Raw genomic sequence first — 15,062 nt, forward strand, 5'->3', positions numbered from 1 at the left:
TCTCCCTTGCGTTTCTTTCAGAACGCTTCAGGTGCAGGCCCGGATCACTCCAGAGGAGAGATCGCAAGAGAATCACAGTCGCACGAACGGGCCGATCAGACGGCCGAGCAAGCCGTTCATGCGCAGGTCGCCGGTCATTGCGACCAGGCAGACACAGGGGCCCTCATCGCCAACGATAGGACGATGCTCGACCTCGTCGTCGCCGTAGTCGAAGTCGCCGGGACCAAAGCGTCCGCCCTCGTGACTGAAGCTGCCCTCGAGCACGAGAGTGAGCTCGGTGCCGGTGTGCGTGTGTTCGAGCATGCGCGAGCCCGGCGCGGACCGAAGCAGAAAGGCGCGGGCCTTGCCGGAACCGGAAAGCTCGATCGGCCGCATGCTCAGGCCGGGCGCGACGCGCCGGCGCTTGCCGATCCGATAGTTTCGGAGAGCGGGCGGAACATCATTGTCCGTAACGGACGCGGGGGGAGGCGCCTTTGTGTCTTCCGGAAGCTCATCAATTCGCGACATGATGCGGTCGAACGCATCCGGCGCGGTCGGCACCGGCTCGACCTCTTCCAGCGCCGCGCCCGCAAGCTGCTCCAGGGCTCGCACGAAACGGGCACAGCGCGTGCATCCCGCCACATGCACGCCGACGACCAGCTGATGGGCCTCTTCCAGATTGCCGGCGGCGAACTCGGCCAGAAGTTCTTCAGGCGGATGGTGGCTGATCGTCATGCGTCTTCGTCCAAAATATCTCTCAACCGGTTCATCGCCAGTCTGATCCTCGACTTGACCGTTCCGAGCGGGATGCCGAGCTGGCTTGCGATTTCAGGGTGTGCCTTCTCCTCAATGAACGACAGCCTGACGACCGCAATCTGCTCCGCCGAGAGTTGCTTGATGGCGGACTCGATGCGCGCGGCATCCTGCGCGCGGGAAATGACCGCATCGGCCGGTTCGGTGGGGTCCGGTGCATCAGGCAGCTCAGAGACGTCTTCCAGTCGGCCCGCGCGTGCTCTGCGCCGGAATAAATCGATCCGCAGATTGCGCGCGATCGTGAATATCCAGGCCGCTGCGCCGGCTGTTGCCGGGTCGAACAGGCTGGCCTTCCGCCACACGGCGATCATCGCGTTTTGAGTGATCTCTTCCGCTTCGTCGGGGCTGCAGCCGGCTTTCTGCATCAGCCCCTTGATGCGGGGGGCGAAATGCTCGAATAGCCGCTTGAAAGCCTCCCGGTCTTGGCGAGAGGCAACGCGTCCGATCAAATCAGCCCAGTCCACCTTTGCCTTCGGCCCTCTGCTCGCACCAAACGACAGCCGCGCCTCGAGCCTCCGGGGCAAACCCGCCTCGGCCCGGATTGGCACGTCTAAAGCCCGGATAGCAGCGATCATAGCGCCTCGACAAGCGACCTCTGAGGCTAAGAACGACCGGGAACCGGCGCCAGATCACCGCGAATCCGCAATTCTCGGTTCCCAAGCGCATACCCGCGAAGCCGGCCGTGCTGGCACTCCGCTTGCTCAGTCAAGACCAAGCCCAGGCCTCGGCGAAGAGGCCGTTTCAGGTTGAGGCAAGCGATGCAGGAAGTGTCCCGTTCTGGTGCTGCTGATGAACTCCGGCTCGACGCGTTGATCGCCGATCTGTGGTGGCGCGTCCGGCTGATCAACACCGACATTCTCGAGGAAGAGGCTCGTGCCGGGGTGTTCGACCCCCACCAGCCGACCTACCCGCTACTCGCGGCCAACCTTCGCGCCCGGCGCGATAACCTGGTCGCGACCATCGGCGTGCTCGAGCAGCGTGCGAGATCGACGTCGCAAGCGGCGTGAGGCCGGTCCGCGGTTGCACGGGAAGCTTCGAAGACCTGGTCGGCCGGCTGGCGGCAGCGTCGACCGTGGGCGCGGGATGCGATGAGCATCATCGCATGCCGCCGGCGCTTTGCCGGCGGCAACACTTGAGTTCACGCCACGCCTGCCTGTGATATGGCTGGCCTCTGCAATCCCCGCGAGGCCTCCATGCTCCCCATTCCCGCCGATATCTTCACCGAGCCCGAGGACGTCTCGCCCGACGGACTTGCCAATCTTGGCCCGCTTCGCCGTCTCGCCGGGACCTGGCAGGCCGACAAGGGCATCGACATCAATCCGAAGGCGGAAGGGCCGGAGCAGCGGATCTTCATCGAGCGCATCCGCATGGATCCAATCGATCCGCAGGCCAACGGGCCGCAGCTTCTGTACGGGCTGCGCTATCACATCCACATCAACACGCCCGAGGAAGACATCACCTTCCACGACCAGGTCGGCTACTGGCTGTGGGAGCCGGCGACCGGATTGATCATGCAGACGCTGGCGATCCCGCGCGGGCAGGTGCTGCTGGCCTCGGGCAAGGGCGGGCCGGAGGATAGGGCAATCTCGGTCACGGCCAAGCGCGGCGAGACCGCCTACGGGATCTGCTCGACCGATTTCCTGGAGCAAGCCTTCCGCACCGATGCTTACCGCTGCGACATCACTTTCAACGACGACGGCAGCTGGACCTATCTGATCCAGACCGAGTTGTTCGTCCGCGGCGCGCCGTTCAATCATCGCGACACCAACACGCTCCAGCTCGTCACACCGCCGAAGCCCAATCCACTGGCGGTGATCGTGAACGGTCGCGCCGGGGAAAATGCAGGTGGCGCCGGATCGGCGGCCTGAGCGCGGCATGGAGAACCATATGAAGCCTTATGTCGTTTGTCTCATGCACTCCAGCCTCGACGGCCGCACGCATCCCAGCCGCTGGCGTCCTAAGGGTGCAGGCCCGGATTGGTTCGAGAAGATTCATGACGAGCTCGGCGGCGATGCCTGGGTGATCGGCCGTGTCACCGGGTCGGAGTTCGCCAAGGGCAAGCCCTATCCAGCGAGCGAGGCGATCTTCCCCCGCGAAAACTGGTTCGCGCAGCGCGGCGCGAAAACCTATGGCATCGTCCTCGATGCAGAGGGCAAGATCGGCTGGGGCCGCTCGGATATCGGCGGCGATCCGATCGTCGTCGTGCTGACCGAGAGCGTGCCGGATTCGCATCTCGACGGCCTGCGGGGCGAAGGCGTGTCCTACATCTTTGCCGGCACGTCCGAGATCGACCTCGCGTTGACGCTGGACATTCTCGCCCGCGAGCTGGGCGTGAAGCGTCTGTTGGTCGAGGGGGGCGGCATCGCCAACGGCGCGTTCCTGCGCGCCGGCCTCATCGACGAATTCAATCTGATCCTCAGCCCCGCCATCGACGGCGCGAAAGGCGCCCCGTTCGTGTTCGACTCGACGGAGGCGGACAGTGACCGGCGCGCGCCGATCACCGCGATGACGCTGGAGAGCACGCGCGAGCTCGGCGGCGGCGTCCTGCTGCTGCGCTATCTGATCAAAAACGATCCGCAAGCCGTGAGCCGATAAGGGCGGCGATGTCCGACATGGCCGAGCACATTGTCGTCGTGGGCGCCGGCGCAGCCGGCCTGATGGCGGCGCGCGAGCTGGCGCGCGCCGGCCGCAAGGTAACAATTCTCGAAGCGCGCCAGCGCTGCGGCGGCCGCATTCATCCGTTGCCGGCGTCGGAGTTCGGCTATCCCGCCGATGGCGGTGCTGAATTCGTCCATGGCGAGGCGCCGGTCACACGCGCACTCCTGCGCGACGCCGGGCTGTCGCTCCAGGAGATCGAAGGCGAGCCGTGGAGCTTTCACGGCACAACGTTCGCGCGCGAGGATCGCCACCAAGCCCATGAGGCGGAGCTTCGGGCCGTGCTGAGGGAGCTCAAGGACGACCTCACGGTGGCCGACTTCCTGCGCCGGCATTTTGCCGGCGATGATTATGCGCCGATGCGCCGTTCGATCGAACGGATGGTCGAGGGTTACGACGCGGCCGACCCTGAGCGCGCGTCAACGCTGGCACTGCGTGCGGAATGGATGGACGGCGGGCACGCTCTGCAGGCGCGCATCGATGGCGGCTATGGCACGATGATCGATTTCCTGGCGGCCGAGTGCCGCAGGCACGGCGTCACCATTCATCTCGGTTGCGCCGTATCGGCTATCACGGAGGAGAGCGGCGCAGCCGTCGTTCGCTGCGCCGGCGGCGACCTGCACAGCTGCGATCGCGTGATCCTCACCGTGCCGCTGCCGCTGCTGCGGGAGATCGCGCTGCCGGCGAGCGCGCGCACAAGGCTTGCGGCGACCGATGACATCGGCTTCGGCAATGTCATCAAGATCCTGCTGCGTTTCGCGCGGCCGTGGTGGCGCGAGCGCAAGGAAGAGCTCGCGAACATGACCTTCCTGTTGTCCGACGAGACGATCCCTGTGTGGTGGACGCAATATCCGGACCTGCGGCCCGTGCTCACGGGCTGGATCGGGGGGCCGCGTGTCGCGGAGCTGGACAGCCTCGATTCGCAGGGGCTGATCGATGCCGGTCTCGGTTCGCTCGCTGGCATTTTCGGAATGGTGCGCGGGGACATCGCGCGCGAGCTCATGGCGGCGGCTGCGACAAACTGGAGCCATGATCGCTACGCGCGCGGCGCCTATTCGTGGGCGACACCGCGGACCCGGGAGGCGCAGGCGATCCTTGCGCGCACCGACGATGGCCCCGTGCTGTTCTCCGGCGAAGCGCTCTATCGCGGCCGCGACATGGGCACGGTCGAGGCGGCGCTGGCGAGTGGCCTGGAGACGGCGGGGACGCTGTTGCGGGAAGAGCAAAAGTAAAGGCCCGCATCTCTGCGGGCCTTTTGTCGTACCAGTGTCTGGCTTACCAGCGTCCGCCGCCGAAGCTGAAGGTCACGCCGGGACCGCCGCCGTAGTACCCGGGCCCGCGGCCATAATAGCCGTGGCGCGGGTAATAGCCGTAGCTTCTGTAATGGGGCCGGTGATAGCCGTGACGGTGCCGCCAGTGATGGCGGTGGCCGTGCCAGCGATGATGCCTGCGATGCGCGCTGATGTCGGTCGTCTGGCTTTCCTGCGCGGTCTGCTTGCCGCTCGCGCTGCTGCCGGCCGCGTTCGCCGCCGATCCACCGGCAAGCACCGCGGCACCGACGGTCATCGCGACAATGAGATACTTCATGTCATCACTCCAGTTGGATATCGTGCAACAACAGCTGTGCGCGTCGGGCGTTCCGCTTAGCGCGGGCGTCGAAACGACGCAGACACCGGGTTCCGATGAACGCGTGTTCATGTGTGTGAACGATCAGCGGACGCGCGTCCATGTCGCGTCAGGGCGTTTCGCGTTTCTCCCGCCGCGATGTCTCGTCTCGCGATTAACGCTTGCGGTGTCTCCAGGCGAAAATGCGGACACCATCGCATGATTTCTTCGGCCGAGTGCGCTCCATGCTGGTGGGGCAACCTTGCTGAGGATCAAGGTGCGAATGGTAGGCAGGGGATATTCTAGCCGTGAGCCTCACGGGGAGCAGAACTAAAGGACGCCATGCTGGTGCCGATCATTCAACCGCAGTCACTCGCTGACGTGACGACATTGCCGGAGCTCCTGCGCTGGCGCGTTCAAGCGACGCCGGAGGCGGAGGCCTATCGCCATTTCGATGTTGCCGCCGGGCGCTGGGTCAGCCGGTCCTGGCGGCAGATCGATGCGGAGTTCGAGCGCTGGCGGCGGGCACTGGCCGCCGAGGGGTTCGCGCCCGGCGAGCGCCTCGCCATCCTGATGCCAAACGGCATTGCACATGTTGCGATGGATCAGGCGGCGCTGGCGCGCGGCCTCGTGCCGGTGCCGATGCATGCCGTGGATAACCCCGACAGCATCGCCTATATCCTCGCAGATTCCGGCGCGCTGCTGCTGTTCGTCGACACGCTGGCGCGCTGGCAGGCGATCGCGGCCACCGGCCAGCCGCTCGACCATCTCAAGCGCATCGTCTGCGCGGACGGGACGGGGCTCACTGCTGTCGATGCCCGCATCGTCGCGCTCGACAGCTGGCTGGCGCAGGCCGCCGACGCGGGAGCGCCGCTGGCTGACGTCACGGTCGAGCCAAATGACCTTGCCGCCATCGTCTACACCTCGGGCACGACCGGTCGGCCCAAGGGCGTGATGCTGTCGCACGGCAACATCATCGCCAATGTGAAGGCCGTCGCGCGACGCATCGCAGCCGTGCCGAACGATGTCTTCCTGTCCTTCCTGCCGCTCTCGCACACCTTCGAGCGGACCGGGGGCTACTATTATCCGATCGCGATAGGAGCCTGCGTCGCCTATGCGCGCTCGGTGCAGCAGCTCGCGGAAGACCTGAAGACGGTGCGGCCGACTGTACTGGTCTCGGTGCCGCGCATCTATGAGCGCATCTACGCCCTGATCATGCAACGCCGCGCGGCGGCCGGCGGCGCAGAGCGCACGCTGCTCGATCTTGCGCTTGCCGTCGGGGGCCGGCGCTTCGATGCGCGCCAGGGGCGAGGCTCAATGTCGCTGTTCGACCGGCTCGCCTGGCCGGCCCTGAAGCGTTTCGTCGCCAACAAGGTCTTGGCCCAGTTCGGCGGACGCCTGCGCGTTGCGGTCTCCGGTGGCGCTCCGATTGCAGAGCCCGTGATCGGGCTGTTTCTCGCGCTGGGGCTCGACATCCTTCAGGGCTACGGCATGACCGAGACCTCGCCGGTCGTGTCCGTCAATACGCCCGAGGACAACGATCCGCGCTCGGTCGGCCGCGTCCTCGACGGGCTCGAGGTCAGGCTCGGCGATCTCGATGAGCTGCTCGTTCGCGGCCCCAGCGTGATGCTTGGCTACTGGCGCAAGCCGGAGGAGACGCGCAGGGTGAAGGAGGCCGACGGCTGGCTGCACACCGGCGACCAGGCCCGCATTGAGAACGGGCGCATCACCATCACGGGACGCATCAAGGACATTCTCGTGACATCCACGGGCGAGAAGATCGCGCCGGTGGATCTGGAGACTGCGATTCTCGCCGATCCCTTGTTCGAGCAGGCGCTGGTGATCGGCGAACAGCGGCCGTTCCTCGCCGCGCTGGTCGTGCTGAATGCAAAAGCCTGGACGCAGGAGAAGGAAAGGCTCGCTGCAAGCGGCGAGCAAGGCGACGCGGCGGAGCGCGCCGCGCTGCTGGCCAGAATTGCGGCAGCCGTGAAAGCCTATCCGTCCTATGCGACACCGCGTGCTGTATGGTGGACGTTGGATCCGTGGACCATTGCCGCGGGCCTGCTCACGCCGACACTGAAGAACAAGCGTCCCGCGCTGGAACGCCGCTTCGCCGCAGAAATCGAGCAGATCTACGCCAGGAAGCCGACCCCGATAACGTCGACGTGATTGCGCCTCGCCTTCCCCTTGATCCAGCGCAACTCTGGCGCCCGCCGCACGATGCAATCTTGCTGCGGCATTCGAACTGCAATCGAGGCAAGTCATGAAGGCGTATTTCATCGGCGGTGGCATCGGATCGCTCGCAGGCGCGGCGTTCCTCGTGCGCGATGCGCAGCTGCCGGGACGCGACATCGTGATCTATGAGGCGCAGCCGCTGGTCGGCGGCAGCCTCGACGGCGCGCAGCTCGCGAACGGCGCCTATTCGCTGCGGGGCGGACGCATGCTCACCACCGACCACTACGAATGCACCTGGGATCTGCTCTCGAGCATTCCCTCGCTCGAGCATCCCGGTCTCAGCGTGCGCGACGAAACGGTCGCGTTCAACGTGGAGAACCCGGCGCACTCCAGGGCACGCCTGGTCGACCGCAACCGCTTCAAGATCGACGTCTCGCATATGGGCTTTTCCGCGCGCGACCGGCTCGAGCTGCTGCGGCTCACCGAAGCTTCGGAGGAGGCGCTCGGCAACAGCCGCATCACCGACTGGCTGTCGCCCGGGTTCTTCGAGTCCAATTTCTGGTACATGTGGCAGACCACCTTCGCTTTCCAGCCCTGGCACAGCGCGATCGAGCTGAAGCGTTATCTGCACCGCTTCATGAACGAGTTTCCGCGCATCGAGACGCTCGGCGGCGTCAAGCGCACCGTCTACAACCAGTATGACGCGATCGTGCGGCCGCTCGCCGACTGGCTCAAGCGCCAGGGCGTGCAGTTCGTGCGCGGCACGCGCGTCACCGACATGGCGTTCGAGACCGACGGGGCGCGCTTGCGCGTGCGCCAGCTCACGCTCGACCGCGACAGCCGCACGGCCAATGTCCGGCTCGAAGACGACGACATCGTGTTCTTCCAGAACGGCTCGATGACGGACGCCTCGAGCCTCGGCTCGATGACCGAGCCGCCACCGCGCCTGACCAAGGCCGACAGCCAGGGCTGGTCGCTGTGGGAGACGATCGCGCAGGGACGTCCCGAGTTCGGCAACCCGTCGGTATTCAACAGTTCGATCCCCGAATCCTATTGGCTGTCCTTCACCGTCACCTGCCGCGATCCCCGGTTCTTCGACCGGATGGAAGCGTTCTCGGGCAACAGGGCCGGCACCGGCGGCCTCGTCACGTTCAAGGACTCCAACTGGCTGATGTCGGTTGTGCTCTATCACCAGCCTCATTTCGCGGGTCAGCCGAAGAATGTGCAGGTGTTCTGGGGCTACGCGCTGCATCCCGACCGCGTCGGCAATTTCGTCGCCAAGCCGATGTCGGATTGCGGCGGTGCCGAGATCCTGAAGGAGCTCTGCGGCCATCTGAACTTCGATCCCGTCGTGCTGGAGGATGCGATCTGCATTCCCTGCCGCATGCCCTACATCACCAGCATGTTCATGCCGCGCAATCTGGCCGACCGGCCGCTGCCGGTGCCCAGGAATTCCGTCAATCTCGCCTTCGTCAGCCAGTTCGTCGAAATCCCCGACGACGTCGTGTTCACCGTTGAATATTCGGTACGTGCGGCGCAGATGGCGGTCTATCAGCTCATGAAGATCGACCGCCCGGTGCCGCCGGTGACGCGGCACGACAAGTCGTTGTCGGTGATCTTCGCGACGCTGGAGAAAGCGTTCACGTGATCACTACTTGAACGGGTCCTGGATCGACGGTGCCGACTGGCGGATACGGCGCACGCTGACCGGCGTGCCGTCGGAAACGAACAAGAGCTCGTATTTGCGACCCTGGTTGTCGGTGGCCGAACAGGTGACGTCGTTCACCTTCTTGGCGGCGAAATTGCCGGTCTGGCGGCAGATGCCTGTAGAGGTCTGCTCGGCCGGCACCGGCAGGCCGTCGACCCTGGGGCGGTCCTTGGAATTGAGCAGCATGCGGTCGATCGGCAGCTCGTAGGAATTGTCGTCGGCGCGCTTGCCGTTCTCCCCGGAGAACGACACCACATGGCTGTCGTCGGAGGGGTCGTCGACCGCGACCGCGAAGTTGACCCGACCCTTGTCGCCGTGGGCATAGGCCACGGTCTTGCACGCGAAGGTGCGGCCCGCGACCTTGAGCGTCTTGCAGTGGCCGGACATCAGAGCCAGGAGATCGATGAAGGCGTTCTGCTGGGCCTGCGGATTGTTGACCGGGATGGGCTTGGAAGCCTCGGCAAAACAAGGGCTTGCCAGCGTCGTGAGGAGGGCGGCAAGCGCCACTGAGCGGAGGCGCATGGTTCGGCTCGTGCGACAATAGGATGTGGCGGCCGGAAAGCTTCGTCCGGCGGCCATCGAACCGCGAATGAGTCGCGATCCCGTTCGTTCTGTAAGACCAGCCTGGAATACCACCGCGTCACCCCAACGGCGATTCGCCCGATCGCCCAACCTGTCCGCCGGCACTTGCCGCTAGGCCGGTGTTTTTTTCGTGGCAGATGCGGGCACGATTCACGCCGCCTGCGTCATGCTCCGCGCAAAGGCCGGATAAGTCTCGGCGAGTTCGTCGAGAATCTGCCCGCGCAGCAAATCCAGGGTTGCGCCATCGGGCCTCGGCGTCTCGCGGACGACCTCCGGCTCGGCATAGTCGAAGCCGGTATTCTTCCTGATGTCGGCCGGCGTAAAGGGCGGATGCACCGAGCGTAAGGCGAAGCCGCCCGCCTCGCGATCGAAATCGAATAGCGCCATGTTGGTCAGAAGCGCGTAGGGGCCGCCGCGGCGGGGTACTTCCGGCGTGGTTGCCCGGGCGCTGACGAAATCGACCTTTGGCACGAACACACGCGGCGAATGCTCCTCGCGGAACAGGATCACGCGCGGGATCAGGTGATAAAGATAGGCCGAGCCGAACGAGCCCGGCCAGCGCACGTCGGTTCTCGGATAATCGCCAGTGCCGACGAGATTGATGTTGCCTTCGCCGTCGATCTGGCCGCCGCCGAGAAAGAACGCGTCGACGCGGCCTTGCGCGGCGCAGTCGAACAGCTCGATGCCGCCATTGGTGAAGAAATTGTGCCGCTGCGAGCCGAGAATCGAGATGCGCACCGGCGGCTTGCCGTCGCGCGCGTTCCGCGCGCGCAGCAGCATCGCGCCGGCGGCGGGAATTGGCGACGATGCGCCGACCGCGACGTGGCGGATGCCGTCGAGCAGATCGGCGATAGTGGCAATGAGGAGCTCGCGGCGCTCGTGCTCGGACTGCATTTACGCCACCTGCTTGCGATGTGACAGGAACGTGGAGAGATAGGCGCGAAAGCCGTCTTCGCTGCGCGCCATCGCCGTATAGCGTGCGATCTCCGCCTCGTCCGCGGGATATTCGTCCCACAGCGCGAGCGGCCAGCTGCCGCGCTCGGCGACCGCGATGGCGTCGACGTAGAGCGAAGGCAGGACGCCGGCGGCGGAATCCTCCGTCTCCAGCAAATTGCGGTCGACGATGCGTTCGACGGTGACCAGCGTGCGCCTGGCGGCATAGGCCATGGTGGCGAGCTCGCGGAAGCGGCCGATCCTGACATTGCCGGCACGGTCGGCCTCCGGCGCGTGAAACAGTGCGACGTCGGGTTTGATCGCCGGCACCACGACGACCTTGCGCGGCTCGCCGACCGGACTGTCGATCACCTTCCAGTCGGGCCGCACTTCGAGCAGGTCACTGCCGATTATGCCGGCGATCGGCATGAAGGGCACGCCGTGCTGCGCCGCTACCAGGCCGGCATGAATGGCGGGACAGGTGGCGTCCCGCAGCGTCAGGGAGCCGGCCCGCACTGCAGCACCGAAGCGCGGCGCGCCACCGGCCTCACCGAGCGAGACGGCACTGGTTTCGAGCGTCTTGATTGCGCCGGCGCCGATCAGGAGATCGGCCTGCATGCCGCTGATGGGGACACAGACCAGATGAAGATTGTCGATGCCGGCAGCGATGATCGCGGCGGTCGCGGCCATCGCGACGCCGGAGCGGTCCACGGGGACGGCCAGCGACTGTCCGGATTCGACACGTGCAGCCAGCGCCTCAAGCGCAACGATTTCGGTCATGGGTGTCCTCCGGTCGGTTTTTTTGCATCCTGCCTCAAGCCATCGCCGCCTGCCAGCGCTTATCACGCAGGGAGGGCCGGCGGTGCAAGCGGGCGTCCAGCAGAGCGCGGGCGCGGGGCAACTCCCCGCCGCGCATCAGCGCGACGATATAGGTGTCCTCGATCAATTCGCGCTGGGCGTGGCTTCCGCCGATCCGCGCCACCTCGGTGAGGACCGGTGTGAGGATTCGTACGCAAGTCCCGTAATCCTCCTCGGCGAAAGCCGCGAGCGCCCGGCAGATCGCCGGCACCACCGCGCCGGCCGGCAGCTTACCTTCAGCGAGCCGTTGCTCGATCACCGCAAGACGCGCGGCGAGCGCCTGGTGGTTCTGCGTTGCCGCCGCGAACAGCGCCATGTGGACGTCGGCAAAAGAGAGGCTCGACTTCGGAAACAGCTCTTGCGCTGCCGCCGCGGCCTCCCGCCACACCGCCTGCGGCACGGTATGGCCGTAGATCGTGAGACGCCACAGCAATGAGGCGGCATCGGTGACGAGGTTGAGCGGTGGCGCCTTCGTGGCGGCCGGCTGAAGCACATCGGCATAGATCGCGAGCGCGCGCGCCGCATCGTCATGCTCCAGCGCGCCGAGCGCCTGATGCCAGCGGATGTGGCCGTGCAGAATTCCATCGCGGCCGTAGCCCGGAATCCATTCGTCGACGAGGCGGTCGGCCGCCTCGATCGATCCGTCCTCGAACATCGCGTGCAGCACTGCGTGCGCTGCGTGGGCGTTCTGCCGGCGCAGGTTGAAGCCGCGCTCGGTGACGGCGCGGCCGCGCGCGACGTCGCCGTTTTCCGTCATGGCCCAGCCCGACATGGTGAGGAACCACCAGTCCTCGCCGTAATGCCGCGCGACGCTCTCGCACAGTTCGTGCCGGGCGCGATCGTGGTCGGCCATGCCGGAGAAGGCGAACAGGCCGAACGCGCCGAGCGGCAGCGACAGCACCAATGCATCGCGCGGCCATGCCTCGACATGCTTGCGCATCGCAGCGATCGCGTCCGGCAGCCGGCCCTCGATCGCGAGCGCCAGCGTCTCGACGTGCGAGCGCTCCCGCTCGGTGCCGCGCTTGGCCACGAGCTCGCGCGCCAGGGCCGCCTTTCCGCGCGCGAGATCGCCCTGCTGGTAGAAGGCGTGCACGCGGCCGCGGGCGATATGGGGAAGCGCGAAATCCGGGTCCGTCGCAATCGCGCGCTCCAGCGTCTCCGCCGTGCCGGTCCAGCCCGCGAGCATGAGGTCGACGCCCTCGCGATAGGCGCTTGCTGCCTCGTGCGAAGAGGTGGAGAGCGGTAGGCCGTAGCGATCTTCGAGCGTCATCGTGGTCTCCCGTTCTCACGCCGTCCGCGCGCGGCGGCCTTCGATCGGATAGGCCGGATCGTTGTAGCCGGGCGTCGAGGGATGGCCCGGCGCCACCAGCCTGTCGATCAGCGCCTCGTCCTCTGCGGTAAACCGATAGTCGAGCGCGCCGATGTAGCCGTCCCATTGCTCCTCGGTGCGGGGACCGGCGATCACCGAGGAGACGAAAGCGGAGTTCAACACCCAGGCGACCGCGAACTGGCCGGCGGTGATGCCCTTGCGCTCCGCATGCGTCTTGATCTCCTGCGCGAGCTGAAGCGATTCCGGTCGCCATTCGGTCTGCATCATGCGGGTGTCGTTGCGGCCCGCGCGCGTCTCCTTGTCGGGCGCTGCATCTGGCTTGTATTTGCCGGTGAGCACGCCGCGCGCCAAGGGACTGTAGGGCACGATGCCGAGACCGTAGTATGAGCAGGCCGGAAAGTGCTCGACCTCCGGCATGCGGTTCATGGCGTTGTAATAAGGCTGGCTCACCGCGGGGCGGTCGATGCCGAGCCGGTCGCAGATGTTGCAGATCTCGGCGACGCGCCAGGCGCGGTAGTTCGAGACTCCAAAGTAGCGCACCTTGCCCGCGCGGATCAGGTCGCCCATCGCGCGCACCGTTTCTTCCAGCGGTGTCGCGTGGTCTTCCTTGTGCAGATAGTAGATGTCGATGTGATCTGTGCCGAGCCGCCGCAGGCTTTCGTCCGCGGCCTGCAACACCCAGCGCCGCGACAGCCCGCCGCGATTGGGATCGCTGCCCATCCCCGTGTTCATGGGATTTGCGAGTTTTGTCGCGAGCACCCAGGAATGGCGATTGTCGCCGATCGCTCGCCCCACGACTTCCTCCGATGCACCTTTCGAATAGGCGTCCGCAGTATCGATGAAGTTGATCCCGGTATCGCGTGCCTTGGCGATGATCCGCTTCGATGCGGCTTCATCGGTCGGCCCGCCGAACATCATGGTGCCCAGGCAGATCGGCGACACTTTCAGGCCGCTGCGGCCGAGCTGGCGGTATTGCATGGGCTGTCCTCGGTGTTCGGTCCCGGCAGCATAGCCAGCCAGCGGCGTCATTGCGAGCGCAGCGAAGCAATCCAGAACTGCATCCGCGGAAAGATGCTGGATTGCTTCGTCGCAAGAGCTCCTCACAATGATCGTGTGGGGAGCGCTCATGCCCCTTAGCCGGTGTCGTCGCCCGAATTGATCGGGCGATCCAGCATTCCAGAGACGATCGGGATTGAATCGAGAGGCTGCGGCGTACCGGGCACCCGGCTAGTCGAGGGACGACAGCGGAGGGTGTGGCTGCGACGGTGACGGCCTGACCAAACCATCCCTACCCCGGCCCCTTCAGTATCTTGAACACGCCATTGGCCATGACGATGCAGCGGCCATCCACCGTCACCTCCGTGCTCATGAAGATCAGGCTGCGGGTCGAGCGCACCACGCGGGGGCGGGAAATGAGGACGTCGCCGATCTGGCCGGCCTCGACGAAATGGGTGTCGAGCTGCACCGTTGCCAGGTAATCCTTGCCGGAGACGTAGCGGGCGGTCATGCCGCAGGTTCGATCGGCAAAGGTCATCATCACGCCGCCCTGGACCATGCCGCGGCGGTTGTGATGCTTGTCTTCGGTGGCGAGTGCGAACTCGTGATGCCCGTCGACCTTGCGTTCCCACAAGGGGCCGATCAGGTGCAGGAAGCCCGTGGTCTCCAGGATGCTCCAGCCGTCCGATTTCAGCCTTGCGGCGGCCTTGTTGGTCATGTCGTCGTCCATTCCTGTGCGGGCCTTGCGAGCTCATTTCATCGAGGCCGGACGTAGTGTAGTCAAGCATCATGAGACCGTTCGACGATGCCACAAGACGGAATATCGCGGCTGCCTGCGCGGCCTTCGCGCGCCTGCCGGAGGACGGCGCGCCGGCGGCATTGAAGCGTGCCGCGGTGGCTGTCGCGCTGACCGCGAGCGACGGCGACGACACGGCGCTACTGCTCACGTTGCGTGCATCGCATCTGCGCGCGCATGGCGGTCAATGGGCGCTGCCGGGCGGCCGCTGCGACCCTGGCGAAACACCGGTCGAAGCCGCACTCCGCGAGATCGACGAGGAGCTTGGCCTTCGCCTCACGAATGCGGATGTGCTCGGCACGCTCGACGATTATCCGACGCGTTCCGGCTATCTGATCACGCCGGTCGTGGTGTGGGCTCCCGATGCCGCCGCGATCAAGCCGAACCTGGACGAGGTCGCGTCCGTCCATCGTATCGCGCTCGCCACGATCGAGCGCGAGGACGCTTTCGACTTCGTCGCAATTCCCGAGAGCAGCCGTCGCGTGATCCGCTTCCATCACCAGATGAGCCTGATCCACGCCCCGACCGCGGCGCTGATCTACCAGTTCCGCGAGGTGCTCGCGGGTCGGCAGACCCGCGTCACAGACTTGGAACAACCGGTGTTTGCCTGGAAGTGACGATGGTAAACGGCG

Annotated in this window: 16 protein-coding genes; 7 read left to right on the plus strand and 9 right to left on the minus strand. The window is 65.8% G+C overall.

The window, feature by feature from the left end; translation table 11 throughout:
• Nucleotides 1-72: 72 nt before the first annotated feature.
• A complete protein-coding gene (locus tag ASG57_RS15880) occupies nucleotides 73-714 on the minus strand; it encodes a ChrR family anti-sigma-E factor (RefSeq protein ID WP_024339036.1) in 642 nt (213 codons plus the stop codon).
• Nucleotides 711-1,256 carry a sigma-70 family RNA polymerase sigma factor gene (locus tag ASG57_RS15885; protein ID WP_057196852.1) on the minus strand — a complete coding sequence of 182 codons (546 nt, stop codon included), beginning with the start codon at nucleotides 1,254-1,256 and terminating at the stop codon, nucleotides 711-713. The genes ASG57_RS15880 and ASG57_RS15885 overlap by 4 nt, the downstream gene beginning before the upstream one ends.
• A gap of 294 nt (nucleotides 1,257-1,550) precedes the next feature.
• On the opposite strand from ASG57_RS15885, the gene ASG57_RS15890 reads away from it, so the two are divergent.
• The 4 genes from ASG57_RS15890 (at nucleotide 1,551) to ASG57_RS15905 (ending at nucleotide 4,679) form a co-directional block, all read left to right on the plus strand.
• Nucleotides 1,551-1,799 (plus strand): hypothetical protein, encoded by a 249-nt coding sequence (locus ASG57_RS15890; RefSeq protein WP_057196812.1) that lies wholly within the window; start codon nucleotides 1,551-1,553, stop codon nucleotides 1,797-1,799.
• A gap of 186 nt (nucleotides 1,800-1,985) precedes the next feature.
• Nucleotides 1,986-2,660, plus strand: a complete 675-nt coding sequence (locus ASG57_RS15895; protein ID WP_057196853.1) for an FABP family protein — start codon at nucleotides 1,986-1,988, stop codon at nucleotides 2,658-2,660.
• A 19-nt stretch (nucleotides 2,661-2,679) separates the two neighbouring features.
• Nucleotides 2,680-3,387 carry a RibD family protein gene (locus ASG57_RS15900; RefSeq protein ID WP_057196854.1) on the plus strand — a complete coding sequence of 236 codons (708 nt, stop codon included), beginning with the start codon at nucleotides 2,680-2,682 and terminating at the stop codon, nucleotides 3,385-3,387.
• 8 nt (nucleotides 3,388-3,395) lie between these two features.
• A complete protein-coding gene (locus tag ASG57_RS15905; RefSeq protein WP_057196813.1) occupies nucleotides 3,396-4,679 on the plus strand; it encodes a flavin monoamine oxidase family protein in 1,284 nt (427 codons plus the stop codon).
• A 43-nt stretch (nucleotides 4,680-4,722) separates the two neighbouring features.
• Here ASG57_RS15905 and ASG57_RS15910 read toward each other — a convergent pair whose 3' ends face one another.
• Nucleotides 4,723-5,034, minus strand: coding sequence for a hypothetical protein (locus ASG57_RS15910; protein WP_024339030.1), 312 nt, complete (start codon nucleotides 5,032-5,034; stop codon nucleotides 4,723-4,725).
• A gap of 360 nt (nucleotides 5,035-5,394) precedes the next feature.
• On the opposite strand from ASG57_RS15910, the gene ASG57_RS15915 reads away from it, so the two are divergent.
• Nucleotides 5,395-7,221: an AMP-dependent synthetase/ligase gene (locus ASG57_RS15915; protein ID WP_057196814.1), complete on the plus strand. Its 1,827-nt coding sequence runs from the start codon at nucleotides 5,395-5,397 to the stop codon at nucleotides 7,219-7,221.
• Between the two features lie 94 nt (nucleotides 7,222-7,315).
• Entirely contained in the window at nucleotides 7,316-8,875 is a 1,560-nt protein-coding gene (locus ASG57_RS15920) for an oleate hydratase (protein WP_057196815.1), read from the plus strand.
• A gap of 3 nt (nucleotides 8,876-8,878) precedes the next feature.
• On the opposite strand, the gene ASG57_RS15925 is transcribed toward ASG57_RS15920, so the two are convergent.
• The 6 genes from ASG57_RS15925 to ASG57_RS15950 form a co-directional block, all read right to left on the minus strand.
• Nucleotides 8,879-9,457, minus strand: coding sequence for a hypothetical protein (locus ASG57_RS15925; protein WP_024339027.1), 579 nt, complete (start codon nucleotides 9,455-9,457; stop codon nucleotides 8,879-8,881).
• A gap of 210 nt (nucleotides 9,458-9,667) precedes the next feature.
• Nucleotides 9,668-10,411, minus strand: a complete 744-nt coding sequence (locus ASG57_RS15930) for a CoA transferase (protein ID WP_024339026.1) — start codon at nucleotides 10,409-10,411, stop codon at nucleotides 9,668-9,670.
• Nucleotides 10,412-11,230 (minus strand): CoA transferase subunit A, encoded by an 819-nt coding sequence (locus ASG57_RS15935; protein WP_057196816.1) that lies wholly within the window; start codon nucleotides 11,228-11,230, stop codon nucleotides 10,412-10,414.
• 34 nt (nucleotides 11,231-11,264) lie between these two features.
• Nucleotides 11,265-12,578: a tetratricopeptide repeat protein gene (locus ASG57_RS15940; protein ID WP_024339024.1), complete on the minus strand. Its 1,314-nt coding sequence runs from the start codon at nucleotides 12,576-12,578 to the stop codon at nucleotides 11,265-11,267.
• A 15-nt stretch (nucleotides 12,579-12,593) separates the two neighbouring features.
• Nucleotides 12,594-13,616 carry an aldo/keto reductase gene (locus tag ASG57_RS15945; RefSeq protein ID WP_024339023.1) on the minus strand — a complete coding sequence of 341 codons (1,023 nt, stop codon included), beginning with the start codon at nucleotides 13,614-13,616 and terminating at the stop codon, nucleotides 12,594-12,596.
• 310 nt (nucleotides 13,617-13,926) lie between these two features.
• Nucleotides 13,927-14,352, minus strand: coding sequence for a PaaI family thioesterase (locus ASG57_RS15950; RefSeq protein ID WP_024339022.1), 426 nt, complete (start codon nucleotides 14,350-14,352; stop codon nucleotides 13,927-13,929).
• Between the two features lie 68 nt (nucleotides 14,353-14,420).
• On the opposite strand from ASG57_RS15950, the gene ASG57_RS15955 reads away from it, so the two are divergent.
• Nucleotides 14,421-15,047, plus strand: coding sequence for an NUDIX hydrolase (locus ASG57_RS15955; RefSeq protein ID WP_156402712.1), 627 nt, complete (start codon nucleotides 14,421-14,423; stop codon nucleotides 15,045-15,047).
• Nucleotides 15,048-15,062 lie beyond the last annotated feature (15 nt).

Source organism: Bradyrhizobium sp. Leaf396 (genome assembly GCF_001424605.1).
Classification (GTDB): Bacteria; Pseudomonadota; Alphaproteobacteria; order Rhizobiales; family Xanthobacteraceae; genus Bradyrhizobium; species Bradyrhizobium japonicum_C.

Coding starts and splice junctions, on each gene's coding strand:
- ASG57_RS15880 (WP_024339036.1), bottom strand. CDS start 714: ATGACGATCAGCCACCATCCGCCTGAAGAACTTCTGGCCGAGTTCGCC.
- ASG57_RS15890 (WP_057196812.1), top strand. CDS start 1,551: ATGCAGGAAGTGTCCCGTTCTGGTGCTGCTGATGAACTCCGGCTCGAC.
- ASG57_RS15895 (WP_057196853.1), top strand. CDS start 1,986: ATGCTCCCCATTCCCGCCGATATCTTCACCGAGCCCGAGGACGTCTCG.
- ASG57_RS15900 (WP_057196854.1), top strand. CDS start 2,680: ATGAAGCCTTATGTCGTTTGTCTCATGCACTCCAGCCTCGACGGCCGC.
- ASG57_RS15905 (WP_057196813.1), top strand. CDS start 3,396: ATGTCCGACATGGCCGAGCACATTGTCGTCGTGGGCGCCGGCGCAGCC.
- ASG57_RS15910 (WP_024339030.1), bottom strand. CDS start 5,034: ATGAAGTATCTCATTGTCGCGATGACCGTCGGTGCCGCGGTGCTTGCC.
- ASG57_RS15915 (WP_057196814.1), top strand. CDS start 5,395: ATGCTGGTGCCGATCATTCAACCGCAGTCACTCGCTGACGTGACGACA.
- ASG57_RS15920 (WP_057196815.1), top strand. CDS start 7,316: ATGAAGGCGTATTTCATCGGCGGTGGCATCGGATCGCTCGCAGGCGCG.
- ASG57_RS15925 (WP_024339027.1), bottom strand. CDS start 9,457: ATGCGCCTCCGCTCAGTGGCGCTTGCCGCCCTCCTCACGACGCTGGCA.
- ASG57_RS15930 (WP_024339026.1), bottom strand. CDS start 10,411: ATGCAGTCCGAGCACGAGCGCCGCGAGCTCCTCATTGCCACTATCGCC.
- ASG57_RS15935 (WP_057196816.1), bottom strand. CDS start 11,230: ATGACCGAAATCGTTGCGCTTGAGGCGCTGGCTGCACGTGTCGAATCC.
- ASG57_RS15940 (WP_024339024.1), bottom strand. CDS start 12,578: ATGACGCTCGAAGATCGCTACGGCCTACCGCTCTCCACCTCTTCGCAC.
- ASG57_RS15945 (WP_024339023.1), bottom strand. CDS start 13,616: ATGCAATACCGCCAGCTCGGCCGCAGCGGCCTGAAAGTGTCGCCGATC.
- ASG57_RS15950 (WP_024339022.1), bottom strand. CDS start 14,352: ATGACCAACAAGGCCGCCGCAAGGCTGAAATCGGACGGCTGGAGCATC.